This is a genomic window from Rothia nasimurium (genome assembly GCF_014217215.1).
Taxonomy (GTDB): Bacteria; Actinomycetota; Actinomycetes; order Actinomycetales; family Micrococcaceae; genus Rothia; species Rothia avistercoris.
The window spans coordinates 1859208-1873002 of sequence record NZ_CP056080.1 but is presented as its reverse complement, the minus strand read 5'-3'; the positions used below and the strand labels follow the sequence as shown (position 1 = coordinate 1873002).

Below are 13795 nucleotides of genomic sequence, written 5' to 3'. Positions count from 1 at the left end.
GGTGTGAAGTGTTCTGTCTCAAAAATGGGTTGGCAAAGCCGAAATCGTTACGTTATCGTTATCAACGAATCAAAAACGACCGCCAAACCAAAGGTGCAACGGTCTATAGCTCACAGTGGAAGCTGTGGGCGCATGCTGGGCTCTACCGCACACCTGATGCCGTCTACAGGGTAAAGCCTCAAACAATCCACTCAACGATTACGGGTAGACGGCAATGCGATGAAGCCCAGGGATGGGAAGAGCATAAGGTGGCCTTACGGAGCATTTCATGACTTCCAACATTCGTCGTTCAGCAGCAGTACTTGCAATCGGTGGCGCAGCAGCAGCAAGCCTGGCCGCTACCCCCGCAGCCAACGCCGCTCCCCTCGAAGCTTGGGACGCCCTCGCACAGTGCGAGTCAGGTGGCAACTGGTCCATCAACACCGGCAACGGCTACTACGGTGGCCTGCAGTTCTCACTGTCCTCATGGGCAGCCGCAGGTGGCACCGGCAACCCCGCAGCTGCCTCAAAGGCAGAGCAGATCCGCGTTGCTGAAAACCTCCTTCAGATGCAGGGCTGGGGCGCCTGGCCCTCATGCGCTGCCAGGCTGAACCTCTATGCTTACGGCACCTCAGGTGCAGCAGCAACCGTCGCTGAGACCCCCGCTGCAACCACCACCACCGTTGCCCCTCAGGCAACTCAGGTAACTGAAGTTGCAGCAGCTCCTGCCGCTCCTGCGGTTGTCGAGGCTCCTGCTCCCGCTCCCGCCGCTGAAACTGCACCCGCAGCAGAGGTAGTTGCCGAAGCAGCACCCGCAGCTAACACCTACACCGTCAAGGCTGGCGACACCCTGTCAGAAATCGCTTACGCTCACGGCTTCAACGGCTGGGACGAAGTGCTGGCAGCTAACGCTGACCTGATCCAGAACGCCGACGTCATCGAAATCGGTTGGGTTCTGACCATCCCCGCTAAGTAAGACCCCTCCAGGTTCTTAGACCTCTAGCGGATTTCTGATCTCACACCGTCGCTCCCTAGCCTGCACAGGCTAGGGGGCGATTCTTTTTTAAATCGTGTTATGACCGTATGCGGGCTAAGATAGAGACTGAAAACCTATGTCTAACTCGTGGAAGTGATTATGTCTGCTATTACGAGTGAGCAGGTGGCACACCTTGCCATGCTGGCTCATATCGAGATGACTGATGAAGAGCTGGCCGCAATGGCCGCTGAGCTCGACGTCATCGTAGAATCCGTCAAATCAGTCTCAGACGCCGTCTCAGACGATATTCCGGCAACCAGCCACCCCATCCCGCTCAAGAACGTCTTCCGTGACGACGTGGTGGGCGAAACCCTGACCGCTGAAGAAGCTCTCTCGGGTGCCCCCGATGCCGAAGACGGCAAGTTCAAGGTTCCGGCAATTCTGGACGAAGACTAAGGAGCGGGCATGAACGACATCATCAAACTTTCCGCAGCAGAACTTGCTGAGAAACTGGCCGCCGGCGAACTGACCTCTGTTGAGGCAACCCAGGCCTACATCGACCACATCATCGCCACCGACGGTGAACCCCTAGACGCAGAAAACCGCGCAGCCGGCAAGAGCGGCCTCAACGCCTTCCTGCATCTGAACGCTGAAGAGGCCCTGGAAGTTGCTGCCGCCGTAGACGCAGATCGCGCCGCCGGCAAAGAACTACCTGCCCTCGCAGGCGTCCCCATCGCCGTTAAAGACCTCATTGTCACCAAGGGCCAGCCCACCACCGCCGCCTCCCGTATGCTCGAGGGCTGGATGAGCCCCTACGACGGCACCGTCACCCAGAAGATCCGCGAGGCTCGTATGCCCATCCTGGGTAAGACCAACCTCGACGAGTTCGCCATGGGCTCCACCACCGAGCACTCAGCGTTCGGTGTCACCCGCAACCCCTGGGCCCTGGACCGCATTCCCGGTGGCTCCGGCGGCGGCTCCGCTGTAGCAGTAGCTGCCTTCCAGGCCCCCCTGGCCCTGGGCACCGATACCGGTGGCTCCATCCGTCAGCCCGCAGCCGTCACCGGCTCCGTTGGCGTCAAGCCCACCTACGGCTCGGTCTCCCGCTACGGCGTCATCGCCATGGCCTCTTCTCTCGACCAGGTAGGCCCCTGCGCCCGCACCGTCCTCGACACCGCCCTGTTGCACGAAGTCATCGGCGGTCACGACCCCAAGGACGCCACCTCCCTGAACGAGCCCGTGCCCGCCTACGCGGACGCCGCCCGCGCCGGTGCCGCTGAAGGTGGCCTCAATGGCCTGCGCGTTGGCGTCATCAAGGAACTGACCGGCGAGGGCTTCCAGCCCGGCGTTATGGCCCGCTTCAACGAGTCCCTGGAGCTGCTCAAGGAAGCCGGCGCAGAAATCGTTGAGGTCTCCCTGCCCTCCGTCAAGGAAGCAATCGGGGCCTACTACCTGATTATGTCCTCCGAGGTCTCATCCAACCTGGCCAAGTACGACGGCGTCCGCTTCGGTCTGCGCAAGCTGCCCGAAGAAGGCCACGTCACCATCGAGCGCGTCATGGCAGCCTCCCGTGCCGCAGGCTTCGGCTCAGAAGCCAAGCGCCGCATCATCCTGGGCACCTACGCCCTGTCCGCCGGCTACTACGACGCCTACTACGGCTCAGCCCAGAAGGTACGCACCCTGATTCAGCGCGACTACGCCAAGGCATTTGAGGTCGCAGACGTACTGATCAGCCCCACCGCGCCCACCACCGCCTACAAGCTGGGGGAGAAGACCAAGGGCGACCCCATGGCCATGTACAAGGGCGATATCGCCACCGTACCCACCAACCTGGCCGGTGTACCCTCCCTGTCCCTGCCTGGTGGTCTGGCAGATGAGGACGGCCTGCCCGTCGGCATCCAGTTCACCGCCCCCGCCCACGAGGACGCCCGCCTCTACCGCGCTGGTGCTGGTCTGGAAGCCCTGCTGACCGCTAAGTGGGGTGGCTACCTGCACGAGCAGCTGCCCGACACCGCCGCCCTGATCCGTGACTTTGACTTCGAGGGAGCTAAGTAAATGTCTGACGAAATCCTGTCGTTTGAAGAAGCCATGGAGAAGTACGACCCCGTACTCGGCTTCGAGGTTCACGTAGAACTCAACACCAAGACCAAGATGTTCGACGCCGCTCCTAACGAGTTTGGCGATACTCCGAACACCAATGTCACCCCCGTCTCCCTGGGCCTACCCGGCGTGCTGCCGGTGGTCAACGGCAAGGCTGTTGAATCAGCTATCAAGCTGGGTCTGGCTCTGGGCTGCGACATCGCACCCATCAGCCACTTTGCCCGCAAGAACTACTTCTACCCCGATACCCCCAAGAACTTCCAGACCTCCCAGTACGACGAGCCCATCGCCGCTAACGGGTCCCTGGACGTTGAGCTGGAGGACGGCACCGTCTTCACCATTGAGATTGAACGTGCCCACATGGAAGAAGACGCTGGCAAGCTGACCCACAAGGGCGGCACCGCTGGCCGTATTCAGGGCGCAGACTTCTCCCTGGTCGACTACAACCGCGCCGGTGTTCCCCTGATTGAAATTGTTACCCGCCCCATCGTGGGTGCGGGCGACAAGGCTCCTGAACTGGCCCGCGCCTATGTGGCTGCCATTCGCGAAATTGTCAAGAACCTGGGTATCTCCGACGCCCGCATGGAGCGCGGTAACGTCCGCTGCGACGCTAACGTCTCGCTCATGCCCAAGGGTTCCACCGAGTTCGGTACCCGCTCAGAAACCAAGAACGTCAACTCCCTGCGTTCGGTTGAGCGTGCGGTGCGCTACGAGATTCAGCGTCACGCGGCCGTCCTCGAAGCAGGCGAGAAGGTTGTTCAGGAAACCCGCCACTGGCACGAAGACACCCGCGAGACCACCAGTGGCCGCCCCAAGTCTGATGCCGACGACTACCGTTACTTCCCCGAGCCCGATCTGGTTCCGGTGGTTACCGACACCGAATGGATTGAGCGCCTGCGCGCAGAGCTGCCCGAGCCTCCCGCCGAGCGCCGCCGCCGTCTGAAGGCCGACTGGGGCTTCTCGGACGAAGAGTTCCGCGACGTGGTCAACGCTGGTGCTATGGACGCCATCGAAGAGACCGTCGCCGCCGGTGCTCCCGCGTCCGTTGCTCGTAAGTGGTGGATGGGCGAAATCGCTCGTATCGCCAAGGAACGCGAGGTTGAGCTGACGGAAACCGGCGTCACCGCCCAGACCGTTGTTGAGCTGAACAAGCTGGTTGAAGCTAAGAAGATCAACGATAAGATTGCCCGCCAGGTACTTGGCTTTGTCATTGATGGTGAAGGTGAACCTGCCGAAATCGTTGAGAAGCGCGGCCTTGCTGTTGTCTCTGATGACGGCGCTCTCACCGCCGCTATCGACGATGCTCTGGCGGCTATGCCTGATGTTGCCGACAAGATTCGTGCCGGTAAGATTCAGGCCGCTGGCGCTATCGTCGGCCAGGTCATGAAGGCAACCCGCGGTCAGGCCGATGCAGGCCGTGTGCGCGAGCTGATCCTGGAGAAGCTCGGCGTTCAAGGCTAGGCATCTTCTACCCCCTGGACCATGACCTAACGGTTCAGGGGAAGAGACCATCTGTTGGTATAAAAGGAAAGGTGCCTACTCCCGGTGAGGGAGTAGGCACCTTCTGAGTCGCCAGGACTACTGCAGATTGTCCCAGCTATGAGGAGCTGTCGGGGTTACAGTCTCCTCGGCGGGGCTCAGAGGCTTATCGCACTATTACCTCTAAGCCCCACGTTGGTAGTAGCGTGGCTGCTACCGCTGAACTCATAGAACCCTGAAACAGGGCTAGAGCCATAGAAACTAGGGGACTCGCGTGGCTCTATGATGGGAGCCAGCGGGAGCCTTTGCCACTACCAAGACCAAAAGTTCACGGGGTATTTGTCAGAACCCTTGGTATCTAGTTATTACTTTATGGACACCAACGTCTCTCTTATGTCGCATAGGGCGTTTTTGGTCCTGATAAGGAAAAATATTATTTCCATTTGATAACGATAGAGCTATCGTCAATAGCCGGGCAGTAGTAGGTGAGGTAGTCCGTCACTGTTTCGGAAGCTACCAGGGTGCTTTCGGAATCTGTGGCAAGGGTCTTTTCGATTCGCACCGTTCGCTCTGCCCCTCCTGTATTGACTTTAATACCCGTGGAAAAGACTCTAATCATAAAAAAGGGAGACCTAGCGGTATAGAAGCCGTCCGGTGTCTTACTGACGCGTCCGCGCATGATGAATCGGAGCATAAAAGTTTCCTGAGGAGGGACGAAATCATCTAGGAAGAAGATCCACTCATCTGCAACCGGGGTTGATAAAACGTGAACGCCCGGAGTCTCGCACGTGATGTCTTGTATGTCAGCGAAGGGGAAGAGCACCGCAGAACAACCTGCCTCCAAGCTCAGTAATGTTAGGGTTACCTTCACCTCAAATTCGACCGGATCTGTCTCTGATAGGTAGACGTCAAAGTATGAGCTTGAGACCATAACCTGAGCAATGGTGCGGATGATTTGGAGTGACTCAGAATCATCGAAACCGTGCATAACGGCCTGCTGTAGGGAGCGTACCGTTTCTTGAGAGAAATCAAAGGTTTTGCAGAGTAGGTCGAGGGTTTCCATGCTCATCTGGCCTGTGGAGGTTGCCCGGCTCACTCGATCCTTATACTGCTGAGGGGATACCTCTAACCCGTAGGTTCTATGTTCAAAGTCACTCATGGCACGGGCGATTGCTCGAACAGGGATGCTAGAACCGCTACTGAGTTCTTTGTTTTTAGCGTACTGCTCCCAAACCCTGCGACTTTTTTCTTCAAACAGTGCCGCGCAGAGAATAGTGCTGGTGAGATGAAGGGAGTTAAGGTATTTACTGTCGCGTTGTAGGTGGGTTTGTTTCGGCATGACCTGATGCTGAGCATCATCATTTTCTTGCGGAGGTTTGCGCGAATACTGCATGATTAGCTCCCCATTTCGTAGGCTTGCCGGGCAGCTTGGGCATCACAGCTCCACTCAAGGGAGTAAATAGTGTCCTCAATAAGGGGGAAGTAGGCCGAGTATGTTTTTCTAATCTCTAGATCCTGTGCTTCCCAAAGGTTTGCATCTGTCATCTTACGGTCCCAGAATAGCTGCTTTATTTTGTGAGGGGCTTCTTCAAACTCTAGTCTGAGGCTGATGTTAAAGCGCGGTGGGGAGAAGGGGCCGAAAGTAATCGTGTTCTCGGTATCGTTGCTTTCTATCATGGCTTTTCTATCGAGTGTTAGATGATAGCGAACCTGGTGAATCTGTCCCCGGCGGATGGGGTGGGGGGGTCGGATAACTAACCGGTGAACAGAATTATCGTTAGCGTGTGGAGTCATACTGTCTGAGGGGTAGACTTCGACTAGTTCGCCCCCTTCAAGCATGGTGCACTGGATAGATGCTGACTCAAAGTTTTGAAAAATTTGCTCCACCGTCTCTGCTTCTGCCTGAATAACCTCGGTAATAGTGGCTCCGTGTAAGTAACCGAACCGATCCACCTTACCTTCAAGGAAGGTGGAGAGAGAACGATAGGGGCCCCTACCGGTTGCCGGAACTTTAGTCGCGGAGGCGACAGTCGACCGCTGCGCTACCTGTAGGTTCATTTTGTAGCTTGATAGCGCTCGCTGGAGCTCTTGCGCTTCTTGCTGAGTAAACTCAAAGGTCGAGATAAAGAGCTGCGCCGTAGTGTCGCTAATTGCCTCGCCCTTAAGGGCGCGGGAGATACGGTCCTTAAATCTTTGGGGCCTGATTTCCTGATCCAAAGCATCGGAGAGCTCACCTGCGATAAAGGCTGCTACCGCTCTTTGATTAATCGTGTTTCCGCGACGCCTTTGAACGTAAGGCATCCACTTGGCTCGGTAGCGGGGTTTGTTGAGTAGTGAGGTGAGAATCTGATGGGGTATGCGCGGTGATAGATCAATGGGGTCAGCAGACATGCAACGACTTAACCTTCATCTCCGTGTTGGGTAACAATCCAATCACATCAGATTGTACTTGTTTTTAATGAAAATGAGCCTGAAAAAGGTGTGCTGTATAGAAATAACCTACTGGTGGCCGGTGGGTGGGGAAGAGAGCACATAGCTCAGGAGGAAAGCATAATCCCAGGCAATTTCTTTCCAAGCCGTGTAGCGCCCCGAACCGCCGCCGTGGCCGCCGTCCATCTCAATCTTGAGGAGGGGAGTGGGGGAATCCTGGGCAATGGTGTGCCTAAGAGCAGCAACCCATTTGGCTGGCTCCACGTAGAGAACCCGGGTGTCATTGAGCGAGGTGACCGCCGCAATAGCAGGGTAGCGAACCGGGCGGATATTCTCGTAGGGAGTATAGGACTTCATGTACTCGTAGACCTCACGGTCGGTAATGGGGTTGCCCCATTCCTCCCATTCCAGGGCAGAGAGCGGCAGATTGGGGTCAAGAATGGTGGTCAGAGCATCCACGAAAGGAACCTGCGCCAGGCAGGCCGCGTATTTCTCGGGGGCCATGTTGACGACGGCGCCCATGAGCAGGCCACCGGCTGACCCACCCATGATGCCGATACGGGCAGCGTCCACCCAGGCCTGGGAGGCCAGGAAGTCGGTGGCGTCGATGAAGTCGGTGAAGGTGTTTTTCTTAGCCAGCTTCTTGCCCTCGGTGTACCAGGCGCGGCCCATTTCGCCGCCCCCGCGGATATGGGCGACGACGAAGATGACGCCGCGGTCCAGCACGCTGAGGCGGGCGGTAGAAAAGTAAGGATCCATGGAGGACTCATAGGATCCGTAGCCGTACTGAATCACGGGGTTTTCCTGAGCCTTATCGAGGTCGGCGCGGTGCATGACGGAGAGCGGAATCATGGCTCCGTCCGCTGCCGGTGCCCACATGCGGTAGGCGGTGTAGTTCTCGGGCTCGTAGCCGATGACGGGGGTGCGGCGGCGTAGTACGAGGTCGTCGGTATCGGGGAAGTAGTCGTAGACGCTGCTGGGGGTGAGGTAGGAGGTGTAGTTCAGGCGGATGACCGGGGACATGATGTTCACACCGGAGAAGGCGGACGTGTAGAGCTCTTCAGTGAAGCCACCGGGCTCATAGAGGTCAATACCCTGGGGGTGGGCAGAAGCTATCTGCTCAGCGAGAGCGGTACGCGGGGCAACGAATACCTTGACAGTGGTGTTCTCGCGGGCCATGAGCACCAGATGGTTGCGGGAGAACTTCACGGACTCAAGACGGACGTCCTCGCGGTGGGGAACCAGGGGCACCCACTCCTGTGCCATTGCCTCCAGGGGGCGGTAGTCGTCTGCCAAGGGGAGCATGACAAGCTCACTGTTCGGGGCCTTCCAGTTGTGGCCAATCACCAGGTAGCCGGTGCCCTCAATATCAATGATGTCGGTGGAATGGGCAATCTTGTGGTTCCGGCTCATAATGAGGGTGGGTTCTAGCTGACCCAGCTCGTGGATGTTAATAATGCGGGTCTCTGAATACTCGGAGTTTGAAGAGGTAATGACCACGTGGGTTCGGGAAGAGGACATTCCGGCGTCCAACCACATGCCCTGGTCAGCCTCATGGTAGAGCACTACGTCCTGGGAGCGGTCTGTGCCAATTGCGTGGGCACGCACCTCATAGGGGCGCCAGGACTCGTCAGCTACCGAATAGATCAGGTGCTTAGCGCCGGAGGCAAAGAAAGCCCCGGCGAAGACGTCCTCAATCTTTTCCTCCAGAATCTCGCCGGTGTCGAGGTTCTTGAAGTACTGGGTGTAGCGCTCGTCGCCTGAGTCATCAACACCGAAGGTCAGCAGGGAGCCGTCGCGGGTGACCTGGAAGGAACCCAGGGAGAAAAAGGCCATGTCACGGGCAAACTCGTTACAGTCCAGCACGACCTGCTCGCGGTCAAGTGGCTCACCGGGGCGGACGACCGGTGGCTGGTAGCGCTCTTCAACGCTGCCCTCTGTAAGGGCGGGGACGCGGCACATCACCGGGTACTGCTCACCGGCGACCGTGCGGTTAAAGTACCACCAGGCCCCGCGGCGCGAGGGCACCGACATATCGGTCTGCTGGGTGCGGCCCTTGATCTCTTCAAAAATAGCGTCGCGCAGCGGCTGCTGGTCGGCGGTGACGGCCTCGGTAAAGGCGTTCTCAGTGCGTAGATGCTCTAGAACCTCGGTGCTTTCCTTATCGCGCAACCACTCATAGTGATCAATAAAAGTATCACCGTGATGGGTGCGCTCAACGGGTACACGCTTGGCAAGAGGAGGAGTCAGAGACATCATCAGCCCTTTCGTAAAAACTCGCTTCCCATCATTCTAAATGACGCTCACAGAACGTAACGTACGCAATACAAGGACATATGCTGAAACTTTAGAGCCCTTTCTTGACGCTCCCCGGGAGAGCCAGCCAGACTAGAGACAGGTCAAGAGAACCAGCGCTAAGCCCCAGCTAGCTGGCCGGCAACCCTCCACTCGCGGTGGGGTGCCCTGGGTGAAGACCTGGCACACCTCACTGAGAACCGGGTGTGCAAGCGCGGGACCGATGTGCCTCTATCTTCTGCGAGGGCATCAGATTCTTTTCCTCCCTACCCGGGCGGAAGATACGGCATGCGGCCCGTTTCAACTGAACGCTGAAACAACGACCTCCCTAGGAGTAACCGCATGACCACCGAAAACACCACTCACCCCACCCCCTCAAACCCCACCGGCTGGAAGTTCGAGACCCAGCAGATTCACGCAGGCCAGGAGCCCGATGCGGCAACCGGCGCCCGCGCCCTGCCGATCTACCAGACCACCTCCTTTGTCTTCAAGGACTCAGCGCAGGCCGCAGGTCGCTTTGCCCTCTCTGAGCTGGGCCCCATCTACACCCGCATCAACAACCCCACCCAGGAAGCGGTAGAGAACCGTATCGCCGCCCTAGAGGGTGGCGTAGGTGCCCTGCTCCTTGCCTCCGGCCAGGCCGCAACCACTTTCTCGATCCTGAACATTGCCGGTGCGGGCGACCACATCGTTGCCTCACCCTCCCTGTACGGTGGCACCTACAACCTGCTCAAGTACACCCTCAAGAACCTGGGCATTGAAACCACCTTCGTAGACGATCCCGCAGACCCCGAAAGCTGGCGTGCCGCCGCCCGCGAGAACACCAAGGCCTTCTTCGGTGAAACCCTGCCCAACCCGCGCGGGGACGTCCTCGATATCGAACCCATCGCCGCAGTAGCCCACGAAATCGGGGTACCCCTGATTGTCGACAACACCGTGGCTACCCCCTACCTGCTTAACCCCATCAAGCACGGTGCCGATGTGGTCGTTCATTCCGCCACCAAGTACCTGGGCGGTCACGGTACCTCCGTAGGTGGCGTGATTGTGGACTCCGGTAACTTCGACTACGGTGCCTACCCCGAGAAGTACCCCCTCTTCAACCAGCCCGACGAGGGCTACCACGGCCTGGTCTACGCCCGTGACCTGGGCAAGGACGGCGCCTTTGGGGTTAACCTCTCCTACATCCTCAAAGCCCGTGTATCCCTGCTCCGTGACCTGGGTTCCTCCATCTCACCCACCAACGCCTTCAACATCGCTATCGGCCTGGAAACCCTCTCACTGCGCGTTGAGCGCCACGTAGAGAACGCCCGCAAGGTAGCAGACTACCTGCAGGCACACCCGGCAGTGGAGTCCGTGACCTACTCCGGCCTGGAAACCTCCCCCTACTACACCCTGGCACAGAAGTACCTGCCCAAGGGCGCCGGTGCGATCGTTGGCTTCACCCTCAAAGACGCTGATTCCGCTACCGCCCAGAAGTTCGTGGACTCCCTGGCCCTGCACTCACTGCTGGTCAACATTGGGGATGTGCGCTCCCTGGCCGTTCACCCGGCATCGACCACGCACAGCCAATCCACCCCCGAAGAGCTCGAAGCAATCGGCATCAACCCCGCCTTTATCCGCCTGTCGGTAGGCATTGAGCATATCGACGATATTCTGGCCGACCTTGACCTTGGATTCGCCGCTATCTCCTAGGAGGGCAGACCCATGACCACCCGCCACCTTGCAGACTCAACCGGCTACCGAGCCGACGGCGTGCTGACCTACGCCTCGGTGGGCGACCTGCTCCTGGAATCCGGGGTTACTCTGCCCGATGTCACCATCGGCTACGAAACCTGGGGAACCCTCAACGAAGCTGGCGATAACGCCGTCCTGGTTCTGCACGCCCTGACAGGGGACACCCATGTCTCGGCGGGCAGGGCAGGGGCGGGTGCCAGCCCCGAAGAGATTACAGCGGCTGAGGCTGCGGGGTGGTGGCCCACTGCTGTGGGCCCTGGCCGGGTCATTGATACCGACCGCTTTTTTGTTATCTCGCCCAACATGCTCGGCGGGTGCTACGGCACCACCGGCCCAGCCTCACCCGCCCCGGCCAGTATCGACCCCGAACAAAAACCCTGGGGCTCCCGCTTCCCCCTCGTTACCATCCGCGACGGCGTCCGCGCCGAAAAACGTCTGCTTGACCAGCTTGGCGTTACCTCTCTCCACCACGTCATCGGTGGTTCCCTCGGCGGTGCCCGCGCCGCCGAATGGGCCGTCACCTACCCCGAGCTCGTCCGCTCCTGCGCCGTCATCGCCTCGGGCCCCGCCGCCACCGCCGAACAAATCGCCTGGGGTCACATGCAAAACCTGGCGATCCGCCAAGACCCCGCCTTCGCCGGCGGTGACTACTACCCAGGCCCCGGTCCCGTCACCGGCCTGGCCCTGGCCCGCCGCATCGCCCACACCACCTACCGCTCCGCCGCCGAACTCCACTTCCGCTTCGGGCGCGACGCCCAAGACGGCCACAACGTCCTGCACCCCCTCACCGCAGACCGCGGCCGCTACCAGGTAGAGAACTACCTGGACTACCACGGCCAAAAGCTCACAGCCCGGTTCGACGCCAACTCCTACCTGGCTATCAACGAAGCCCTGCTCTCCCACGACCTTGGCCGTGACCGGGGCGGGCTAGAAAAGGCACTGGCGCTTTCCACCTGCCGCTGGACCATCGCCTACGTCGACTCCGACCGCCTCTTCTTTCCCTCCGACTCCCACATCCTGGCAGCCTCCCTGCCCAACCCCGTAGAACCGGCTGTCATCCACTCACCCTGCGGCCACGACGGCTTCCTCATCGAACACGAACAGCTCGAAAGAATCCTTGCCACCAGCATCGAAACCCAGGACGTCGCTGACGAAGCAAAACCGCGGGGGCGCAAGCACCTGTGGGCAGTGGCCTAGGCTGGCTCTGCCGGTGGTAAGTTGGGGGTTATGAACCAGTACACTGTTGAATATTCAAAGGCAGAACCCTTTCGCCGGGGTACCCACCTGGTTGTCCTTCTGCACGGCTACGGCTCCCACGAACGTGACCTGCTGGGGCTCACCCCCTACCTGCCCAGCGAAAAGGTGACCTATGCGTCCGTCCGCGCGCCCCAGCCCGTCGGCTACCCGCTACCGGCCGACGCCGACTCCGCCTATATCGAGAGCCCCGCCATGGGCTACCAGTGGTGGCCCCTCAACCAGCAACTAGAAACTGTCGGCTTTACCGCCATCGAACTGGCTGTCGACTATCTGCTGGGCTGGCTCGAACCCATTGCTGCTGACTACGATAGCGTGATCCTGCTGGGCTTCTCTCAGGGCATGGCCCTTGCCACTTCGGTGGCCCGCGCCCGCCCCGACCTCATCAAGGCCGTGGTGGGGCTCTCCGGCTACGCCGTGGCCGGGGGAGAACACTACTTCAAGGACGCCCAGCTAGCGGACAAGCCCCTGCCCCTCTTCTGGGGCCGCGACGAAGCCGACCCCATCATCACCGCCGACAAAATCGCCTACACCCGCGAATGGGTAGCCGGGCACACCGACCTCACCGCCCACACCTACGCCGGCATCGGGCACGGAGTCGCCGCCGCAGAACTCACCCACATCACAGCCTTCCTCAATGAGAAAGTGCTTGCCGAATAATTATGTGTAAGGACTGCGGGCTCACCTTTAACGTGCTAGGGGAGCCCGCAGATCAAACGCGAAAATAATTGCCTGGGCCAGCTGTTTTTCCTGAGGCTCCGTGAGGTAACCAATCGTCCGGCCAAGGGTATCCTGACGGACCGTCAGAATGTTATCCGCAGAAATAGCGCACTCACGGTCCAGACCGTTAGCAGGCCCTAGCAAGACCTCGCTCGATAACCCCTTGATCGTTGAGGTGATAGGAGCGATGGTCACCTTAGTCATCGCAAACCGCGTAGGCTCACGGGTCAAAACAACTGCCGGCCTTGTCTTATCGAGATGGACTAAACAAATTTCGCGCACGGTTCAACACCTACTGCTGAGACGAAGGTGTGCCGCTGGCCCAGTCCACTAACTCATCCAGGTCATCCTCTGGGCCCAGAGAAGCCAGAATAGCTGCATCAACTAAAGCCGCCCGGCGTCGTCTCTCATGCTCAAGAGCCTCGGCAACAATCTCAGCGCGGCTTCTAGCCTGGCCTTCCTCAACCTCATGATCAAGAAAGGCCACCAAATCATCGGGTAAACGGACTGCAATCTGAACTGTCATAACCCGAGAATACCAATATGGGATTCGCTTGGCTAGAGGTTATTCAACCTCCACCTGCACGGTCACACCGTTCAGTTCAACGGTATCGCCAGCATGCAGCTGACGCCCGCGCTGCTCACAAATATCACCGTTCACCTTCACCAAGCCGTCCTGAATCACCTCACGGGCATGCACCCCGTTCTCCACCAGATTCGCCAACTTCAAAAACTGGCCCAGACGAATCATCTCATCACGAATAAAAACAGACTCAATACTCATACCCACCACTCTACCCGCGCCAACACTCGCACCCCTACGTACGG

13 protein-coding genes and 1 riboswitch are annotated in these 13795 nt (G+C 59.1%); of the genes, 7 read left to right on the top strand and 6 right to left on the bottom strand.

The features are described 5' to 3' along the window. Window positions 1-268 precede the first annotated feature (268 nt). The 4 genes from HWU94_RS08525 (at window position 269) to gatB (ending at window position 4516) form a co-directional block, all read left to right on the top strand. Window positions 269-955: a transglycosylase family protein gene (locus tag HWU94_RS08525; RefSeq protein ID WP_185173342.1), complete on the top strand. Its 687-nt coding sequence runs from the start codon at window positions 269-271 to the stop codon at window positions 953-955. A gap of 159 nt (window positions 956-1114) precedes the next feature. Further along, on the top strand, window positions 1115-1411 hold the full coding sequence (gene gatC, locus HWU94_RS08520) for an Asp-tRNA(Asn)/Glu-tRNA(Gln) amidotransferase subunit GatC (protein ID WP_083093415.1): 297 nt from the start codon (window positions 1115-1117) through the stop codon (window positions 1409-1411). A gap of 9 nt (window positions 1412-1420) precedes the next feature. Beyond that, window positions 1421-3010 (top strand): Asp-tRNA(Asn)/Glu-tRNA(Gln) amidotransferase subunit GatA, encoded by a 1590-nt coding sequence (gatA, locus tag HWU94_RS08515; protein WP_185173341.1) that lies wholly within the window; start codon window positions 1421-1423, stop codon window positions 3008-3010. Beyond that, a complete protein-coding gene (gene gatB, locus HWU94_RS08510; RefSeq protein ID WP_185173340.1) occupies window positions 3011-4516 on the top strand; it encodes an Asp-tRNA(Asn)/Glu-tRNA(Gln) amidotransferase subunit GatB in 1506 nt (501 codons plus the stop codon). A gap of 451 nt (window positions 4517-4967) precedes the next feature. Here gatB and HWU94_RS08505 read toward each other — a convergent pair whose 3' ends face one another. The 3 genes from HWU94_RS08505 to HWU94_RS08495 form a co-directional block, all read right to left on the bottom strand. Continuing rightward, window positions 4968-5927: a hypothetical protein gene (locus tag HWU94_RS08505; protein ID WP_185173339.1), complete on the bottom strand. Its 960-nt coding sequence runs from the start codon at window positions 5925-5927 to the stop codon at window positions 4968-4970. Window positions 5928-5929: 2 nt separating this feature from the next. Continuing rightward, window positions 5930-6925: a hypothetical protein gene (locus HWU94_RS08500; protein ID WP_185173338.1), complete on the bottom strand. Its 996-nt coding sequence runs from the start codon at window positions 6923-6925 to the stop codon at window positions 5930-5932. A gap of 108 nt (window positions 6926-7033) precedes the next feature. Next, complete coding sequence (locus HWU94_RS08495) at window positions 7034-9223, bottom strand: S9 family peptidase (RefSeq protein WP_185173337.1); 2190 nt, start codon at window positions 9221-9223, stop codon at window positions 7034-7036. Window positions 9224-9361: 138 nt separating this feature from the next. Continuing rightward, a riboswitch (SAM riboswitch) is annotated at window positions 9362-9480 on the top strand. Window positions 9481-9601: 121 nt separating this feature from the next. Here HWU94_RS08495 and HWU94_RS08490 point away from each other — a divergent pair. The 3 genes from HWU94_RS08490 to HWU94_RS08480 are packed head-to-tail and all read left to right on the top strand — an operon-like array spanning window position 9602 to window position 12907. After that, window positions 9602-10951 carry an O-acetylhomoserine aminocarboxypropyltransferase/cysteine synthase family protein gene (locus tag HWU94_RS08490; protein ID WP_185173336.1) on the top strand — a complete coding sequence of 450 codons (1350 nt, stop codon included), beginning with the start codon at window positions 9602-9604 and terminating at the stop codon, window positions 10949-10951. Window positions 10952-10963: 12 nt separating this feature from the next. Then, the gene (locus HWU94_RS08485; protein ID WP_185173335.1) at window positions 10964-12190 is read left to right on the top strand and encodes a homoserine O-acetyltransferase; all 1227 of its coding nucleotides are present in this window, start codon (window positions 10964-10966) and stop codon (window positions 12188-12190) included. 30 nt (window positions 12191-12220) lie between these two features. Beyond that, the gene (locus tag HWU94_RS08480) at window positions 12221-12907 is read left to right on the top strand and encodes an alpha/beta hydrolase (RefSeq protein WP_185173334.1); all 687 of its coding nucleotides are present in this window, start codon (window positions 12221-12223) and stop codon (window positions 12905-12907) included. Window positions 12908-12934: 27 nt separating this feature from the next. On the opposite strand, the gene HWU94_RS08475 is transcribed toward HWU94_RS08480, so the two are convergent. The 3 genes from HWU94_RS08475 to HWU94_RS08465 are packed head-to-tail and all read right to left on the bottom strand — an operon-like array spanning window position 12935 to window position 13751. Beyond that, window positions 12935-13249, bottom strand: a complete 315-nt coding sequence (locus HWU94_RS08475) for a type II toxin-antitoxin system PemK/MazF family toxin (protein ID WP_185173333.1) — start codon at window positions 13247-13249, stop codon at window positions 12935-12937. 10 nt (window positions 13250-13259) lie between these two features. After that, entirely contained in the window at window positions 13260-13493 is a 234-nt protein-coding gene (locus HWU94_RS08470) for a ribbon-helix-helix domain-containing protein (RefSeq protein WP_185173332.1), read from the bottom strand. 39 nt (window positions 13494-13532) lie between these two features. Next, window positions 13533-13751 (bottom strand): RNA-binding S4 domain-containing protein, encoded by a 219-nt coding sequence (locus HWU94_RS08465; RefSeq protein ID WP_185173331.1) that lies wholly within the window; start codon window positions 13749-13751, stop codon window positions 13533-13535. Window positions 13752-13795 lie beyond the last annotated feature (44 nt).